General features: G+C 37.8%; 11 protein-coding genes and 1 tRNA gene. 5 read left to right on the top strand and 7 right to left on the bottom strand.

The features are described 5' to 3' along the window. The first annotated feature begins 70 nt into the window (after window positions 1-70). A tRNA-Met gene (locus tag ACPDHL_RS07040) sits at window positions 71-144 on the top strand. A gap of 183 nt (window positions 145-327) precedes the next feature. Here ACPDHL_RS07040 and ACPDHL_RS07035 read toward each other — a convergent pair. The 7 genes from ACPDHL_RS07035 to ACPDHL_RS07005 all read right to left on the bottom strand — a co-directional run bounded on the left by ACPDHL_RS07035 (window position 328) and on the right by ACPDHL_RS07005 (window position 14,876). Then, the gene (locus ACPDHL_RS07035) at window positions 328-816 is read right to left on the bottom strand and encodes a DUF6265 family protein (RefSeq protein ID WP_430532077.1); all 489 of its coding nucleotides are present in this window, start codon (window positions 814-816) and stop codon (window positions 328-330) included. Window positions 817-1,423: 607 nt separating this feature from the next. Further along, on the bottom strand, window positions 1,424-3,397 hold the full coding sequence (locus ACPDHL_RS07030) for an OmpA family protein (protein WP_430532076.1): 1,974 nt from the start codon (window positions 3,395-3,397) through the stop codon (window positions 1,424-1,426). Between the two features lie 18 nt (window positions 3,398-3,415). Then, on the bottom strand, window positions 3,416-4,348 hold the full coding sequence (locus ACPDHL_RS07025; RefSeq protein ID WP_430532075.1) for a PorP/SprF family type IX secretion system membrane protein: 933 nt from the start codon (window positions 4,346-4,348) through the stop codon (window positions 3,416-3,418). Window positions 4,349-4,356: 8 nt separating this feature from the next. Beyond that, a complete protein-coding gene (locus ACPDHL_RS07020) occupies window positions 4,357-5,610 on the bottom strand; it encodes a gliding motility-associated C-terminal domain-containing protein (RefSeq protein ID WP_430532074.1) in 1,254 nt (417 codons plus the stop codon). Window positions 5,611-5,626: 16 nt separating this feature from the next. After that, a complete protein-coding gene (locus ACPDHL_RS07015) occupies window positions 5,627-6,232 on the bottom strand; it encodes a hypothetical protein (protein ID WP_430532073.1) in 606 nt (201 codons plus the stop codon). Window positions 6,233-6,316: 84 nt separating this feature from the next. Beyond that, entirely contained in the window at window positions 6,317-9,199 is a 2,883-nt protein-coding gene (locus ACPDHL_RS07010; RefSeq protein ID WP_430532072.1) for a hypothetical protein, read from the bottom strand. Between the two features lie 31 nt (window positions 9,200-9,230). Next, a complete protein-coding gene (locus ACPDHL_RS07005) occupies window positions 9,231-14,876 on the bottom strand; it encodes a DUF11 domain-containing protein (protein ID WP_430532071.1) in 5,646 nt (1,881 codons plus the stop codon). 1,282 nt (window positions 14,877-16,158) lie between these two features. On the opposite strand from ACPDHL_RS07005, the gene ACPDHL_RS07000 reads away from it, so the two are divergent. The 4 genes from ACPDHL_RS07000 (at window position 16,159) to ACPDHL_RS06985 (ending at window position 19,081) form a co-directional block, all read left to right on the top strand. After that, window positions 16,159-16,920 (top strand): enoyl-CoA hydratase/isomerase family protein, encoded by a 762-nt coding sequence (locus ACPDHL_RS07000; protein WP_430532070.1) that lies wholly within the window; start codon window positions 16,159-16,161, stop codon window positions 16,918-16,920. Between the two features lie 78 nt (window positions 16,921-16,998). Then, entirely contained in the window at window positions 16,999-17,769 is a 771-nt protein-coding gene (locus tag ACPDHL_RS06995; protein WP_430532069.1) for a hypothetical protein, read from the top strand. An 82-nt stretch (window positions 17,770-17,851) separates the two neighbouring features. Beyond that, a complete protein-coding gene (locus ACPDHL_RS06990; protein ID WP_430532068.1) occupies window positions 17,852-18,304 on the top strand; it encodes a 6-pyruvoyl trahydropterin synthase family protein in 453 nt (150 codons plus the stop codon). 6 nt (window positions 18,305-18,310) lie between these two features. Next, window positions 18,311-19,081 (top strand): UDP-2,3-diacylglucosamine diphosphatase, encoded by a 771-nt coding sequence (locus ACPDHL_RS06985; protein ID WP_182625855.1) that lies wholly within the window; start codon window positions 18,311-18,313, stop codon window positions 19,079-19,081. Window positions 19,082-19,283 lie beyond the last annotated feature (202 nt).

The following is a 19,283-nucleotide window of genomic DNA, read 5'->3' as shown; positions in this document are numbered from 1 at the left end:
ATGCCTTGCATTCTATATATTTTGTTCTATATTTGCACTCGCATTAACAAAATAATGCAGTCCAATATAAGGCGAGGTAGCTCAGTCGGTTAGAGCGCAGGATTCATAACCCTGAGGTCACGGGTTCAACTCCCGTCTTCGCTACGAATAAAAAAGACTTAATCAAGAGATTAGGTCTTTTTTTTGTTTCTAGTGAAAGTAAAGAAATACTTCTTTCATCTTCTACTTCACCGTTTTCTATTTATTTTTGTGTCTTCTATCAAAACATCGTCTATTGTTTTAAAAGTAACTTTTGATTGTTCTAGGACCTCCAATACTTAAATTATCCTACTTTTTAACAAACGTAAAATCAATTTCCATCTCTTTGTTTGATACTTTGGCCTTGAGTGTTTCTCCTTCCCTTTGATAGGCAATATGAGTAGGAAAATCATGGGCTTCATTGACACAAACAAACGCTTGTTCTTGTAGGTTTTCTACATCAAATTGAATGCTATCTGCATCGTCAGAAGTTCGTACTACTAGACTCCATTGTCCTTGAATTTGCTCCAACTTCATGTATTCTTTACTGATCGTATCCATTTGCAACAACGTATAACCAATGCCTTCGTACTGGTCATTGTTTATTTTCTTCCACGATTCGAAAGTTGCTCTTCCCTTTTGGTCATTGATTCTCTTCCAATCGCCCAAAAGCCAATCCATAGAAGTTGTTTGCACGACTGCTGCTTGGGGCTGAATGACAGCTGCGGCTGTAGTCTTTGTATTGTCTTTACAAGAATAGAAGACCACGGCTACTGCTAATACGAGTGCTTTTTTCATGTTTTTTTGAATTAAACTCTTTGTAATTTAAAGATAATCAATTCCTTATCACATTAAACGAATCGGCTCTCCTTTTTTTGTTTTCGTCTTTTGCTTGCTAAACTTTTTCTAAAAGAAAAGGAAGATTACAAAAAACTAAATATATTTGTTTGATTCATGCAGAAGTACAACAAACATATTGCCCAATTTTTGTGTCTCATCTTGGTTTTGCTAGGTGTTGAAAAGATTAATTTTTTTTCCCCTCAAGATTGTGAGACTCGGCAATCTTTTTGCCCTATTGCGACTACGTACGCCTACAAATTAGGCTCTTCTACGACAACAGACACGGAAACCACACCGAAGCGTAAGAATTGTAAAGCACTAAACATTTCATGTGAGACTTTCTTTCTTGCGCAAGTAAGTGCAACCTATCCTGAGAAGAAATCGGACAATTTTAGTACAGCGCTATACTTCTACAAACCTGTCATCCATTCGAATCCATATATAACCATAATAGATCCCCCACCTAATATGTTATCGACCTAATAAAAAAAGAGCTCCGTATGGGAGCTCTTTTTTATTGCTAGATTTTCTTATCTATTTAGTGGTCAAAACGAAAAACGTCAATTTACATTTTGAGAATGATAAATTCACTTCTTCTATTTTCTTGGTGTTGTTCTTTTGAACATGGAACACCATTTTGACATTCGTTAATTAGCTGGCTTTCTCCATATCCTCTTCCTGAGATTCTCGATGGATCAATGCCTTGTTTAATCATCCACTGCATAGTTGACTTCGCTCTTCGCTCTGATAATTGCATGTTATAAGCATCATTACCGCGGCTATCTGTATGGGAGCGAACATCGATAGTAATGTTTGGATACATATTCAATACTTCCACAACTTTAGCTAGTTCAGCTGCAGCATCTGGGCGAATTGTAGCCTTATCAAAATCGAAATAAATCGGCTCTAACCTCAGCTTTTTAAATAAGTCATCGGATTCGGTAATGGTTTCTTGCACAGGTTCAAGTCCAATTTCAACTTGCTCGACGGCTTGTAATTCATACCCCATCGTTTGTGCGATTTCCTTAGTTTGGAATCCAGTTGCTTCTGCTTTCAAACGGTATTTCTTTCCACAATCGAGGTCAGCAAGACTAAACTTCCCTTGTTCATCCGCTTGCACTTGCGTTAGTGCTGTGTACGTTGCGTCATACAAGGTGATCGTTGCTCCTGCTAAAGCTTCTCGTGTAGCAGCATGAAATACAAAACCATCAATACTTTGTTTACAGTCGATTTCTTTTTTCTCTTGTACTAAGTAGAGATCATCCCCGCCAGCACCGCCAGTACGATTCGAACTCACAAATCCCTTTTTTGCTTTTGGATCAAAATAGTAACTAAAATCATCCGCAGGACTATTCATGGGTTCTCCAATATTGGTAACGGTACCAAAAGAACCATCAACGTTTATTTTGGCCATGAAGATATCCAATCCACCTAAGCCCGGTCGTCCATCCGTAGCGAAGTAAAGCATATAATCACTGGAAATAAACGGAAAAGTTTCACGTCCTTCAGTGTTGATTTGCTTTCCAACAGACTCTACTTTAGCAAAACTGCCATCTTCTTTTATTTCTACGCGAAATAAATCACTTTGCCCGATGGATTCACTTCGATCTGATACGAAGTACAACCACTTATTGTCGGGTGTAAGTGCGGGATGGGCGTTATTTGCCTTAGGATCGTTGATGGTTAGTGCAACGGGTTTGCTCCACGTTCCATCCTCTAGCAACGTGGCTTGGAACAATTGCAACAGTGCGTTTTTATACTTATTCTGCTGTACCTCATCTTTTATCGCTCCCGCATTTTGAGTAAAATACACGGTTTTTCCATCTTTTGTAAAAACAGCTGTGGACTGGTTGATATCGCTGCGCTCGTCTTTAAAGAAGAGCTGAGGTTCTTCGAATGTTCCATCGCTATTTATGGTTGAAGCATACAAACTCGTATAGGCTTCGTTGGTCCATTTGTGTACTTTGCTTCCCGATACTGTTTCGGAAGCTCTAGCAGACGTATAAATCAATTGTCCTTTGTAAATCGTTGCACCGTAATCAGAATAGGGACTATTCATTGGCAAAGGTTCAATTTCGTAGCGATTGGATCGCTTTTCGATCTCGGCTCTGTACTTATTCTTATTGGCTTCGAATAGTTGTGCACGTGAATCCTGTTCTTCCATGGAAGTAAAGGTACTCATATACGCATCGGCTTGCTCATATTGCTGCATCGCACGCAGGGTTTGCGCATAGCGGTAGTAGTATTCTGAGCCTAGCGATTCTTGTTTTTCTTTGGCAAATTGAATGAGTTCGTCATACCACTTATTTGCCTCAGTTAATTTTCCGTTGAAATAATAGGCATCCCCTAATTTCTGTAGCGCATTCACGCTTTTGAATCCCTTTTCTACGGCTTTCTCATAAATTTCAATAGCATTGATATACTCATACTTTTCAAACTTATGATCTGCTTTATTTTCACGCTTTTCTTGTGCCCATCCTATTGATGTTGTCAACGCGATTGAAGATAAAACTAGTAAAGTAATAAATCTCTTTTGCATAATGTATCATCATTTAGATTAGAAGAAACGCGGTGATGTTTTTCTGGTGTAGCGATTAAAGATATCGGCACGCAAGAAAAATTCATGTGAACCGCTGTTGTAATGGCGTAAGCTGGTGGTATCTGCATCATAGGCATACCCTACAAAGAGGGTTTCATTGATTTGGAATCCAACTAATCCACTAACGGCAGCATCCCAACGATAAGCTACTCCTGCTGTAAATTTATCCAAGAACAAAAAGTTTGCTGTCAAATCCAGCTGTACAGGTGCTCCTTGTACGGCTTTCATCAAGAATGCCGGTTTGAACTTAATATCGGGATTTACTTCAAACACATACCCCCCCATAAGGTAAAGTTGCATCTTTTGCTTCATCGTTGTTACCTCATTATCGTCATAGCGATGCGTTTCTAAGAAACTAGGCACAGACAATCCCAAATAAGAACGATCGGAATACAAATAAACTCCTGCTCCAATATTGGGTGTGAATTTATTGGTAATATTTTCTTGAATCGTGATATCCGATGGATCAAAAGGGTGTCCTTTGGTGTAATCCACATTTAGGATATCAGCAGAAGCCTTTAATCCGAAGGCCAATTGATACTGATAGTTTAACTTGATTTTGTAAGAGAAATCTACGGCAATATTATTTTCATCCATAATTCCGATTTTCTCATTAACGAAAGAAAATCCAATTCCTACATTGGACTCATTAATAGGTGTAGATACAGAGAAGCTCGCTGTTTTAGGCGCACCATCCAATCCTACCCATTGTGTTCTATAGTTTCCGAATAAACTCAATACCTCTCTTGTACCTGCATAGGCGGGGTTATAAATAGAGGTGTTATACATATATTGGGAGAACTGGGGTTCTTGCTGTGCAAAACCTTGTTGAGCAGCGCTTATTAATACTAAGGCTGTACCAACTTTTTTGAGTTTGTTTAAAAAATTCATCCTTACTATTACTTTGTTTCTAAATGTAAATACCCTGCTTTCTTAATGGTTCTGGTCACACCTTCTTTTTCTACTTCGTACACAAGTACATAGTAATACGTTCCAGAAGGTAATTTTTCACTGTCATTGAATGTCATCTTTCCTTTAGAGTAACCGTCAAAAACATTTCCGTTTGAATCGTAATTTTTCGTTTCAAACACTTTGGCTCCCCATCGGTTAAAAATTTGAACACTGTTGTTTGGAAATCGGTTAATATTGTCAATAAAAAAGTAATCATTAACCCCATCACCATCAGCAGACACAATATTATAAATCACGACATCTCCTTCTAATAACCAATCTGTTTTTACTGTCGCCAAGGTAAAATACCCCAAGCCCTTTACCGTAGTTGGTGTTGAAATTCGACGGGCACTAACATCGACAATTCCACCTTCGTCTACCCATATTTTTTTGTCTTCATCCCAACGTACAATATGAAGGTCTTTTTCTGGTGTAGCTAAAACAGCAGGAGAAGTTGTACGATCATCCCATGTTAATTCAAGGATTACATTTTTTTCTTCCTTACTTCCTTTATCCACATACCAGTACTCAGTTGTATTCAACGTATTGATCACACCAGCGGCATTCGAGCGTTCGTTAAAAAAGGTTTTGTCGTCATACTTATATGCGCCAACATATACCTCTGTATCCTTTTCTGGTGCGGTGATATAGGCTGGACGGTGATATCCTTTGTTTCCAATGGGAAACGAAAAGGCTTCCTTTCCTTCTTTGTCTACCGTTCCATCGACATGACTCGCATCTGTCGGATTATTCGCTTTGGCTCCTTTCAAAAAGGCAAAAGAGGCTTTTCCTTCTTCCACGGTTACAATTCCGTCTAAAAAGTCAACTTCTCCTTTTGCTGCAATATCATTTTGGAGTAAAAAGGCACTTTCAGCAGTAGCGTTATTTAGTTCAAGGTTATTGAAACGGATCAATTGGCTCCCTTTAATTGCCTGTTGTTGATTGGAAGTAAAAATCGTTTTACCTGAATTTTTCAGTTTTCCGTCTTCTCTAAAATCAAACAACCCATCATTGGTTAAATCGCGGTAGACATACAACGTCCCGTTGTTGAATACCGTTGCGTTTTCTTTGTTTTCCATTGGGAATAGCGTCGCCATTTCAGTATTAGGCATAATGTACAAACCGCCATAATTAACGGTTTGTCCAAAAGCGAATCCCCCAGTTAAAAAACAAGTACAAAGCAAGATTTTATGGTTTATCATCTTCTTTACTTTAGGCTTATTCTTTAACAACGAAAACAATATTCATCATCGAATAAGGGTTACCTGCTCCAATTACTTTATAGGTCATCTTTCCGTCTGCTGTAATTAGGATATCCGAAAAAACAGTAGCGTCGTAATCCGTCACATAGTAATATAAATCTGTCGCCTCTGGAAAATGAGGGATTACCGCAGGGGCACCCACACTACTCGCTGTATTTCCTGTCAAGGTAAATTGATTCACATACTCTTGGTATAAATCCTTTGCACCATCACCAACAACAGTAGTATCAAACACAATCGAAGGCATATAGAAAAACTTTACTGCTTTATTGTCTGATGTGACCATTTGTTGCCACTTTGATCCGTCGTTATAGTAGAAACCAGGTACTACATCATTGTCTCTTTTTGTATTGTAAACCGTCATCCCCGCTACATGAGCTTGTAAGGGACTTGCATCTGTTGTACTCGTTAGTTCCAACCTAGGCAATAACAATCCTTTATTTGACGCTTCAACTTCAAGCATTGCATTTGGGTTGATTGATGGGGTTCCCCCTACTTTAGTTTGAGCAAAAGCTACAGTGCTCAATACGGAAAACATGAATCCTAAATATATCTTTTTCATCTTATTATTGAATTTAAGGTTAAAATGATGGGGTACTGTCGTATAAGGAAGTATCCCCACCATTTCGCTATTGATTAATTTATATTATGGTTGAGTCACTTCTTCATTAGATGTGTACTCTACTACAACCTCGTAATCGCCTGCGGGTAACATGATATATTGATTCCCTACACCGATATTAAACTTAATTTGGACTCCATCAACAACCTCAACATCTGTTGTATTTGCCGTAACAACATGACCAGCCGCATCAAGCAATTTAATAGCTAATACTTGATTGATCTTTTTAAGATCTTCTACAATAGTAAACGCTACAGGTGTTGCAACAGCAGAATAAGCAGCAATCGTCGTTGCTCCTTTTCCTAAATACACTTTGTATCCGTTATACACATTTCCAGTGTAAACTGTATCACCAACGTTAGTAATATGATCGCCTAATGTTTGTTTGATAATGTCTTTATATTTATTAATCAAATTCACCAAGAAAGACGCAGGTAATTCAATTTCTTTGTTCTCTTTTGTACCATCAAGATGGGTAATCACTTGATAAAATACGTGTGGAGTTGCATCATTACCTTTATCATCATCGCCATCGTGATCGCCAAAATATACATTCCCTCCTAGATTCAATACATTCGTAATGGCATTCTTAATCTCCTCGTTATTGTTGATTGAGTTTAAGATGTCTTCCGTCATGTTGATGTAATCTTTTTGATTTCCTTCTGCACTATATTCATAAAAGATTTCACCTTTTTTCACATCTGCAGCTACTGGTGCTGTACGTACCGCTCCAAAAGTTGGCAATGTAGCATCCGTGATAACTTCTGAGCGTTTGATTTGTGTTTTGGTTTCTAAATCACCAATGCTAATTGATTCGTATTTCGCACCATCCCAGTATTGGAATTCCCAAATCGTTTTCGTTGCATCATTTGGATCTTCAACTTCCGTATAGATCACATTGCCTTCACCGAATTTTGTAATGTACTGTAAGTATTCCTCAACTGTTGTGAACGTTTTATCCCCTTCCGCAGTTGTAATAGTGATATTCGTTGGAGTTTCTAAAATCTCTTGAATGTTGTTGATTACTCCACCCACTACGTCAACGTGGATCGCACCTGTTGGAACAGATGTCCAAGCTGCTGGATCTGTTTCTCCACCTGCCTTGATATAGGCTTCAGATAAGTAGTACTGTTTGTTGTTGTACGATACAATTGTTGTATTGGTTTCAGCGGATTCTACTAAACCTTGAATGTCGATGATTTTATACGTATTGCTTGCTTCATCCCAGTATTGGAATGCCCAAATTGTTTGACCTGCATTGGCTGGATCTTCAATTTCCGTATAGATCACATTTCCATTTGAATACTGTGTAACATACTGTAAGTATTCCTCAACCGTTGTAAACGTTTTATCCCCTTCAGCAGTCGTGATAGTGATATTCGTTGGAGTTTCTAAAATCTCTTGAATGTTGTTGATTACTCCACCAACTACATCAACGTGGATCGCACCTGTTGGAACAGATGTCCAAGCTGCTGGATCTGTTTCTCCACCTGCTTTGATGTAGGCTTCAGATAAGTAGTACTGTTTGTTATTGTACGATACAATCGTTGTATTGGTTTCAGCGGATTCTACTAAACCTTGAATATCAATGATTTTATACGTATTGCTTGCTTCATCCCAGTATTGGAATGCCCAAATTGTTTTGGTTGCATCATTTGGATCTTCAATTTCTGTATAGATCACATTCCCGTTTGAATACTGCGTAACATACTGTAAGTATTCCTCAACTGTAGTGAACGTTTTATCTCCTTCTACAGTCGTAATAGTGATATTCGTTGGAGATTCTAAAATCTCTTGAATGTTGTTGATTACTCCACCCACTACATCAACGTGAATTGCACCCGCTGGAACAGACGTCCAATTTGCTGGATCTGTCTCTCCACCTGCTTTGATGTAGGCTTCAGATAAGTAGTACTGCTTGTTGTTGTACGATACAATCGTTGTATTGGTTTCAGCGGATTCTACTAAACCTTGAATGTCGATGATTTTATACGTATTGCTTGCTTCATCCCAGTATTGGAACGCCCAAATTGTTTGACCTGCATTAGCTGGATCTTCGATTTCCGTATAAATCACATTTCCGTTAGAGAATTGAGTAATATACTGTAAGTATTCCTCAACTGTTGTAAACGTTTTATCCCCTTCAACTGTGGTAATGGTAATGTTTGTTGGTGATTCTAAGATCTCTTGCACATTGTTTACCACGATATCTGTTACTTCGATAGGCATGGCTCCAGGCGCGTTATTCGGAATAGTGTCAATTGTATTTGCCTCATCTGCTGCTAACCAATCGATAATCGTTTGTTCCGAAAAGTAGATTAACCCTTTTACTTTTCCGTCTGCATTTTTTACCTCTCTCATGAATGTTTTTGTTTCCACTCCATTCACAAGGTCGTTGAAATCGATCTCTTGGGTTGTGTATTCGTTATTCGTTACATCATAGGTTACGGTATAGAATTTTCCTCCTTCATACACTACGGTTGTATGAGTAGGTGAAGTAGGATCTTCATTTCCAGGATTAGATGGTACGATATAATTAATTACGGCTTGTAAATTTTTGATATCCCCTTCAATATTGGTGATATTATCGCCTAAATTTTCAATTACTTGATCAAGCTCCGCTTTACCAACAATGCGATTCCATTTGGCATCTACCCAATAATAAAATCCAGTTGGAATACTAGCATCGCTACTATTATATACTAATAAACTTTCAGTTTGTGCTCCTTCAATCGGTTTGAACACATCGATTGCAGTTAATGCAACACGGGGAATTAAAATACCTTTATCTGTAGCTGTTACATCCAATTGTGTAGACGTGATAGGTGTTGGTGTTCCGATACCAACCTGAGCATGTGAAAAATATGATGCTCCTAAAACTGCAGCTGCTACTATTATTTTTTTCATTTTATTCTATCTTTTAATTCTCTAGTATATCTTATTTAATTTGTTGTGTAACGTTCAGGTTTGATTTTACTGAACAGTTTCTCATATTCAATCGAATAGGTAATCTTCTTCCAATGACACAGCCATTTCGATAGGTTTGTACATAAACGACGCTGTATTTTGGTCCTAAACCTGCATCTTCAGGTAATTCATCCTGGTATTCAGGCAGATAATACGGTAATCTGAAGTTGTTCAATCCATCTGTTGGTAGCGGAGTACCTCCAGTTTCTTCGGCATAGACTTCATAGGTAGAACATCCATCTTTTACGTTTATCGTCAAGACTCCTCCTTGACACATATCTAGGTATTCTTCTTCGATATCAATTCCAACATCAATTCGAGGCGCTACTGTTACCTCGTATATATTAGTAAAGTCACCAAGTACACCAACAACACTTCCATACGAAATCTTAACGCGATCAAAGGGTTGGTCAATTTCTTTGATAATCATTTTGTACTTGTTGCGATAGCCAAGACCAAGTAGTTTCAAATCTAGAATTTGAGCCCCATTTGTTCCATCAATTTCTTCTCCTACTTTTTGGTCTCCTAAATAGCGTTGGATTTTATATCCTTTGATTAATTCTAAGCTCAAAATTGGATTTCCTGGAACCTTTGTTACGATATGCAATTTATCTCCAGGCATGGCTTGTTGTTTGAAGATTACGGTTAAACTTGCCGCATTCAATACAGCAACACCTCTAGATATGGTAGCATGCGTTTCGAGATTTCCATCTACTGCATTCCATGGATTCACCACCGAAGCGGTTGCACTAGCTACACCTAATCCTAAATCTTGAACGCCATGTAGTACATCTAATACAGCTGGATGCACATGATCTGAAACGGGCTCACAGTATTTAGGTGAAAATGCACTTACATTTTCCGTATAATAGGCATGGTAAACTTTGGCAATTTGAGCTACACTCAACAAAGATCCTTGAGAAACGCGAACTCCTTTGTATTTTTTAGGACCACTGCTATTAGATGGAACGAAAGTAAATTCCACTACATTATCCGCGGCTAATAAATCTAATAAACCACCTTGAACGGATTTTAATGTTCCGATTGTATTACCGTTGGCATCTAATCCTACAACTGAGATACCTCCAGCGAGCATCAATCCACTGTATTGTTTTCCAAGCTTAATGGTTACAGGAGTACCTGCAGCCACTTCTTCTTCAAAGTAGATATTTTGCCATACTGTACCAATACCTAGAAGACCTATACCCGTAGTCAAAGTAGAATGGGTTGTTGGATCTCCATCAATGGTATTGCTGGTCCCACTTACACCTCCTGTAATGATAGATCCCCAGCTTGATGAACCTGTAGCGTATACTCTTTCGATTGTTGGTGGACATAAACTACTATCATACACCGTTACGATAACATTTTCAAATGTTTCACATTGATTTAGAGCTGTAGCCACTACTGTTAAAACGTAAACGCCAGGCGTATCAAATGTGATAGATGTGCCATCAAATATTGCTGCATGATTATTATACCACGTTATCGTTTCAGTTCCATTTGCTCCTGGAACAGAAGCTGTTGGCAAGGTTACCGTTACTGTACTTTGACCCTGTGGAATAGTCACATTTATACGTTGACTATCAGAAAATTGAATAACAGCCGAAGGAAGTTGAGTTACCACAAAAGGGTCTGATGATTCCGCGACCTCCGCTCCTTTTGTATACACAACCGTATAACTTCCTGCATGATTGGTCTCTAACGTTTTTTCTTTTCCATAATTTGGATTTGTACTACCTGCAATAGTAGCATCAATAGCTTCTCCATTAAAGTACCATTGGTACGTATCTGCCTCTGTATTCGAAATATTAGAATCTAAAACAAAGGTTTCTTCCGCACACAAATCTTGTGCTTTGTTTGATGTAATAATTGCTTTAGGTAAACTAGCCACGTGAGATACGTGAATAATCGTTCCTGGGCTTTTAGTCATATCTGCTTCTGTAGGATTCGTATTATCTACAGGAGGATAAGAAGGGTAGCTCAAATCAGAACCGCTTTCTTTGGTAAAAGCAATGTTTTTAATCTCTAAGATCCCCGCTAAATCCGACTGAACCATTACATGAAATACAAATTGTCTTTCACTTCCTGGGTTCATTGTGCCAGAAAAATCAAAAAGTACTTCCGTACCATCAGTTGAGAGATGTCCTTCTATCGCTGAAGAAAACGTTGTTCCTGCTGGCAATTTATCTGTAATATTAAATTGACTTATCGGAGTATCACCTACGTTTTTCACATGGATGGTATATTCCACTTGTTCACCACCTGAAACCGAAGTAACAGTAGCATCGTCATTTACTTTGTACGATTTCCAAGAAACGAGTTTTTGATCCGATCCAAGTGGTTTGCACAATCGTTCTACTTTATAAATATCGAGTGAAGAAAGTACATCTACACTAACTAAAGATTTGAGTCCAATCGAAATGCGGTCATACTGTCCATTGGGTTTAAATGGAAGGTCAATGATACTAGAAGAGTTGAGTAATTCCAGCACCTCTGTACCTTGTAATAATCCATTATCCCAATCCAAGCGATCCACGAAGGTATCTCCTTTATAAGCGGCAATTTCCAATTTTTCTAAAATAGGAAGCGTCACCAATCCAGCTGTTCCTGCTTTCAGACGAATATTTGTCACATCGCCGATTTCTGAAAGGGAATTAAAATAGAACCATTGTTTAACTTGTCCTGCAACGTTCAACGTACCTAAACTTAATTTTGACGCATGGGTAGTGTTATCGTCAATCGCACGTTCAGGATTGGTTACTCCAGCACCACCTAATGCATTTACAGACAGATTCACTCCCTCATATTCGTAAGAAGTAGCAAAAGCAGCTACACAAGGATCCATTGCTGTTTCGTAACACATCCCATATACGTTCATGCTATTGGGTTGTGAAAGTAGTCCTAAAGCACTATTGGTTTTATCAATAATTCGAACAGACTGATAAGCACTAGTTGGCGTAATAGCCAAATAAGTACGACCTTCTTTATCTACCACAACTTTAATAGTTCCTTCACTTGAAGAAGCATTAGTCGTGTATGTATTTCTATTTAGAATTACATTTCCTTGTTTATCTTTTACCTGAACTTCAAAATCGTGCTTTCCAAACACCAATCCATCCAAAACTCCCGTTACTAGGTTACCTAAACTTCCACCTATTAACTTTTCTAAAGCTGTTTCTTCAAAATCGATGCGCACATAAGAAGTAGTATAGGCAGGTATTGAATCAGTATAACCCAACTCTACAAAACCTTCAAATTTGTTGCCTAAGCCCAATAAAAACCCTGCTCCTGATTGCAAGGTTGAAAAAGAGTCGAAATCATCGTCAAACAAATTAGAAAGGTCATTGACATTACTTGCGTCAACTAAGGTAGTTGCACAAATAGGCGCTATGAATGGCGATGGGGTAATTGTTTCAGGACAACTAGCGCTTACGCGTTTGACATCGTATAGTCGAATTGGTGGAGTTACTCCTACACCTACAAGGGTAGAAGCTTGAATTTCTACACGATCAAATAGTTGCGTTGTATCAAAAGTTAAGGTTTGAGTTCCACCTGATTTAAATAAGCTTAATAGATCTAAATTATTAATTAAACCTTGTCGTAAGGTGAATACTTCCTGCTCTTGATCACCTAAATAAGTGACTATTCTATATCTTCCCAGCAGATCTGCACTCAACAAACTCGATGGATCTAGCTGCAAACGAACTTTTAATTGATCGTTTCCTTGAGAAGGATGAGTAAAATAAATTAGTTGTTTTACTGTTGCAGCAACACCGAGTAACCCCGTACTAATTTCCGCATATTCAGAAGAATTACCACTAATAGCATGATATGGATTGGTTACTCCTGCAGTATTCAAATTCCCAACAGACACATTAATTCCCGAGATATCATAAGAAGTAAACTGCGGGGGAAAACAAGCATCTGTTCCCATTTCGCGGCACATATTGTATACCTTCAACGTACGAATAGCACCATTGGGAATACTCAATACTTTATTTGTGATTTTAATGCTTTGGTAGGGTTGATTAGGCGTAACCGCCAAATAATAACGCCCTATTCGATCTTGTACAACTGTCATTTTTCCGCCTGTCGTGGAGGAAAATCCGTTTGCACTCGTTGATTCAGAAACTAAAGTAGATCCATTATATGCTTCTATTTCAAAATAGTGATTACCTAATACAACGCCTAGTACATCACCAAGTAATTTACCTAAAGTACCTCCCACTAGGGAGTTCAATAAATCTGTTTCCGCATCAATTCGAATATAAGACGTAGTATTCGCAGGTACCTGATTAGGATAAGCCATATGAATCATGCCTTGCGACGCAGGTGAAGCGAGTAGTGCTCCAGCATCTGCGTATAATGTAGCATAGGTTTCGTTGTTATTATCCAAAACATTGGTTGGAAAATCAACATTTTGAAACTCAACTAATGAAGTAGCACAACTAGCCGTTTCAAAAGGCACTTGTGTTGGTGTTGGTGTTGAAATTTCAGGGTTTATACAATTTACTCCATCAAAACGCTCTACATCATAAATGCGGATCCCCCCCTGTAAGACACCAATATTTACAGTATTATTTACGCGGACCTCCACGCGATCAAAAGGTAAGCCTGGCGCAAATGTAAGTACTGCAGATCCTTTATCTTCAAGGAGATTAAGCAGGTTTGTTCCATTCAGCAAACCTCCCTTTAGCGAACGTAGATACACTTCCTCATCACCATCAAATGCCCTAACTTCAAGTGAATTAATAACATTGGCAGTAATTAATCCCGAATCAGGTCCGAGTTTGATGTTAAACGAAGCATTTGCACTGGATTTGGTAGGAAAATAAAAAAACTGCGAAAGATGACCTCCTAAGTTAATATCTACTACCCCTCCTCCGAATTTTAGTTTAGAATACGTCTCTAGATCATCATCAATGGCATGAGCGTAATTTTTTGCAACTAAATCTTTTAATAAATCAATTTTAATCCCAGCTGAATCAAAAGAAGTACCAATGGGTTTTTCACAATTGGCCAATGTATCTCCTTCATAAAACGCTCCATATACATCTAGTTCTGCTTTTAACAAAGGTATTAACCCTTTATTAAAATTTGTAATTTTCAATTTATTAAATGGTTCTGAAACACGAATTGCTATAAGAAAATCTCCTGCTTTATCTTGAACAATTCGCAATTTCGTACTACCACTTATGGAACTTGTCGATTCACTAAAAATTAAGGTATCGTCATTGTACGCATCAATAGTGAAACTGTGACTTCCCAATAATCCGCCTAAAACACCGTCTAATAATCCGCCAAGGGTACCTCCCAAAAGAGGTTGTAAAAGTTGGTTATCGTCTGCTTTAATTTTAATATAAACCGCCTGATTTACTAGTATTGGTTCTTCAAAACCAACCGTAAGTTTTCCATTGGAAATCAATTTGGCTTTCAATGTTCCAGAAGTTGCTAAATTTCCATCAACAGTGTGGTTTGGATCTGTAACATTACTATGCTCAAAAAGTCGAGTTGCGAAAACTCTATTCTGCCCATATCCGTGGACCAATGGCACAAGAAGTACCAAAAAAAGTAACACCCTCATCCAGAGGGAAAAAGTAGTTTTCTCTTTCATGTGTTGTGTGTTAAACATATTATTTTCAAAAAAATTCGTCGTAAGGTGTATATGCATAGCACGACAACGATGTGCGTAATTGGCACATGTGTCATAACAAAAGATCTACTAAAAATAGAGGAGGATATCCTATCACCACAACCGTGTGATGATATGGAATAAAAATGCGCAGTTTATCACCAAGGCGTAGTTTGCCCTAGGTTCCCTTTTTCTGCGAAAATACGTTTATGCCAACTTAGCCCTAAGTCGACATAAACCTATTCCTTTCTACAATACACTTCAGTTTCCTTAGCCCAAGTCAACTTCAGTCTATCCTTTTTTAAAATATAGGTTGCTTTCTTAGCCCAAGTCCACTTCCTATACTTTATTCTGTTTTTTTTCGATCAATCCTGCGTAGTTTTCAAGCATCCCACTTAAAATATCTACAGAAATACACTTTTTCTTTTCTTATATCTCGTTGTATTGTTTTATTTTTTTTCTTCGCGTTTTTCGCTTTTTCCACTCAGCCCAAGTAGATTATTAGAAAAGCACTAAAATGTCCTTTATTCCTATAAATACGTATTTTTTTTACTGCTTTTTTTAGCTTTTTAATAGCTTTAGAAGTAAAAGGTATAAATATATCTTCACGATTTTATATGTTATTCTATAAAATCAACACAAAAATAAACAATAACTTACAAATAATAAAGCTTTTATGGAATTTCAATCAAAAATCGTCATCTTAAAGAAATGAAGTAATCTTATTTATTTCTTAAATTTATAGACATAAATGTCATAGCAAAAGTTAATATCAAAATAAAATAAAAGCCATACCGTTAATTAAAAAGAATAAATTTATTTAAATATGGTTAAAGAGAATCAATCCAAATAATCGCCTTTTTTGAAGTAGTTCTAAAAAGACATCGTATTGAAAAAAAGACGTCTTTTACAGGGCAAAGCAAACGCTAATTTTGCCTGTATTCCCGTGACAATATTCTGTACTTATCGCAGTAAAAACAGTTCGAATCACTTATTTTATATGGGTTTACTTCTTTTGCTTGCTTCTTTGTTTTCTTTACATTCACTCCTCCTTTTTCACTAAACAGCTAAACCAAACTAAAAGACGTTACAGGCCGAAAAAAAGAGAATTACACAGCATCACACACACAAAAAAAAAATTTCGCATTATGTGAATATTTTATTAAAATTAAAGTTAATATGTTTTTGTCCTTCTTATGATTCGATACCCTTAAACATTTTTTGCCTTAGGAAGATTTAGTACCTTTGACAAAACACTACTAGTATGGAACAAAACGCCTATATAAAAACGGATATAGCAGATAAAATTGCAACAATTACCTTTTATAGTGCAGCAAGCAATTCATTTCCAAGTCTTTTATTGGAAGAATTAACGACTGCCATTGACAACTTGAATACCTCAACTACGGTTACTACCGTTATTCTTCAAAGCGAAGGCACAGGAGCTTTTTGTGCTGGAGCCTCTTTTGACGAATTACTCTCTATTCAAGATACAGCAACGGGTAAAAAATTCTTTTCCGGTTTTGCTCATGTCATTAATGCCATTCGCAAAAGCCCTAAAATTTTCATCGGTCGTATACACGGTAAAACCGTAGGCGGTGGTGTAGGACTAGCAGCTTCTTGTGATTATTGTTTTGCAACAGATAAAGCAGCGATCAAATTATCAGAATTAGCCATTGGCATTGGTCCTTTTGTGATTGAACCCGCAGTATCGCGAAAAATAGGAAAAACAGCTTTTACTTCCCTGTCTTTGGCTGCCCATGAATGGAAAACAGCCACTTGGGCACAGCAACACGGCCTATATGATGAGGTATATGATACAATTGAGCGTTTAGACCTAGAGCTTCATACCTTCGCAACACGCGTGAGTACTTATAATCCCGAAGCTTTAGCTGAAATGAAACAAATCTTTTGGGAAGGAACAGCCCATTGGGATACGCTATTGACTGAAAGAGCAGAAATTTCAGGCCGATTAGTGCTATCAGACTTTACAGTACAAGCGCTACAAGCGTTTAAACAAAAATAAAAAAGACCGTAAATAGCTAAATACAAACACGATTTCCCGTATAGTCGTGTTTGTATAAAAGCTATCTTTAAATCAAAAATGAAAGTCAAAATTCTGTTGTTCTTCTTCTTTGCTTACCCTCCTTTTATTCATGCTCAACAGCCTAATCAAGAACACAACACAACGCCCTTCGATCACCTAGCACTTACAGCTGGACTCACTACTTTAGGGTTTACTGCTGAAGCTGTAACACCCCTAGTCAACCATTTTTACATCAAAGGAGGACTCAATACCTTCAGCTATACCACCCGTCAGCATCGTATTGCATTAGATGACCCCTATGGTTTATTAAACGAAGCCTTTGGTCAAAATGTATATTATGAAATGCGAGGCGATGCAAGAAATGTTCACGGTCACCTAGTGGTCGATTATTACCCCTTTAAAAAGGGCATCCTTTACCTCAGTAGTGGACTTTATTTCGGAAGTACCAAATTGACTGCCCGCGGTAGTATCACCAACAAAGATGGAAGCCCAGCTGAATTGCAATCGCCTTATGAATGGCCAACGCTCGAATTCAATGGACAAAAAATTGACATCACCAACGGTCAATTAAACGCCGAACTCACATTGGGCAATACCCTAAAACCCTATATTGGAATCGGTGTAGGAAGAGCAATTCCCCGCCGTCGTTTGGGGGCAAAACTCGAAGTGGGTCTCTTATTTGCAGGTAAGTATACCCTCAAACAAAATGGCGTAAATATAGAAACAATGACAACCAAAGAACACAACTTTGAAGATACCGATGCTCTTATGAAAATCTTTGAATATTATCCCATGGTAAAAGTTCAACTGAACTATCGTCTGTTTTAAAAAAAACCTAAAGAACCTAATCCACGCCCAATATCAGACTACCCAACTAGATTTTTCACTACCTTTGTCAAAATTTTTGGTTATGTCTAAAATTAGAATTACAAAACAATTTACTTTCGAAACAGGTCATGCATTATATGGATATGACGGTAAATGTCGCAATGTACATGGACACAGCTATAAACTAGCTGTTACTGTAATAGGCACACCAATTACTGATTCATCTCATGTCAAGTTTGGGATGGTAATTGATTTCAGTGATCTAAAAAAAATAGTGAAAGAGGAAATCGTCGATATTTTTGATCACGCTACTGTTTTTAATCAAAACACCCCTCATGTTGAGTTGGCACAAGAGTTAAAAGATCGCGGACATCATGTTATTTTGGTGGATTACCAACCAACGAGTGAGAATATGGTGATTGACTTTGCTCAAAAAATCAAGAATCGCTTACCAGAAAACCTTGCCTTGTATTCTTTGCGTTTACAAGAAACGGATTCTTCTTATGCCGAGTGGTTTCAATCTGATAATTTATAAGCAACTGTGGATTTTACAATTGATACAACTAAAGGCGTCTACTTTGCCTCTGATCAACATTTCGGAGCGCCTACGCGTGAAAAAAGCTTACCAAGAGAACAGCTTTTTGTGGAATGGCTAAACGAAAAGGAACAAGACATGGGTGCTTTATTCATCTTGGGAGATCTCTTTGACTTCTGGTTTGAATACAAAACAGTTGTACCAAAGGGGTTTGTTCGTGTTCTTGGTAAATTAGCACAGCTTAAAGACCAAGGCATTCCCATCTATTTTTTTGTGGGTAATCACGATTTGTGGATGAATAACTACTTCCAAACGGAATTGGGAATTCCCGTTTTTCACGAGCCGCAAGTATTCACCATCAATGGCAAGCAATTTTTTATTGGTCACGGCGATGGATTAGGCCCTGGAGATTTAGGATACAAACGCATGAAAAAAGTGTTCACCAACAAATTTTCCAAGTGGTTATTTAACTGGTTACACCCTGATATTGGCGTGCGCTTAGCCCAATACCTCTCAGTGAAAAACAAGTTGATTTCCGGTGATGAGGACATTCGATTTTTAGGAGAAGATAAAGAATGGCTTGTGCTGTACGCCAAGCGAAAATTAGAAAGTAAACACTATGATTACTTCGTATTCGGCCACCGTCATCTACCCATGGTCATTGACCTCAATGAACAATCGAAATATATCAACCTCGGAGATTGGATTAATTATTTTACTTATGGTCACTTTGACGGTGAGTTTCACCTAGAAAAATACAAAAAGCCTTCGTTATAGAAGGCTTTTTTTGTTATTTGACTTTTGGTTATTTGACTTTTGGTTTTTGACTTTTGGTGACGTTCACCATCCACTCACCACCATCCACTCACCACTTTCCACTCTCCACTTTCCATTCACCACTTACCATGTACGTCCCTGACATAGGTTGACCATAAAAATTCAATTTTCCTATGAAAGTCAACGTTCAACAAATTAAAAA

Source organism: Myroides sp. C15-4 (assembly GCF_050522745.1).
GTDB lineage: Bacteria > Bacteroidota > Bacteroidia > Flavobacteriales > Flavobacteriaceae > Flavobacterium.
The sequence above is the reverse complement of the archived record's forward strand: the minus strand, read 5'-3'. Positions and strand labels throughout refer to the sequence as shown.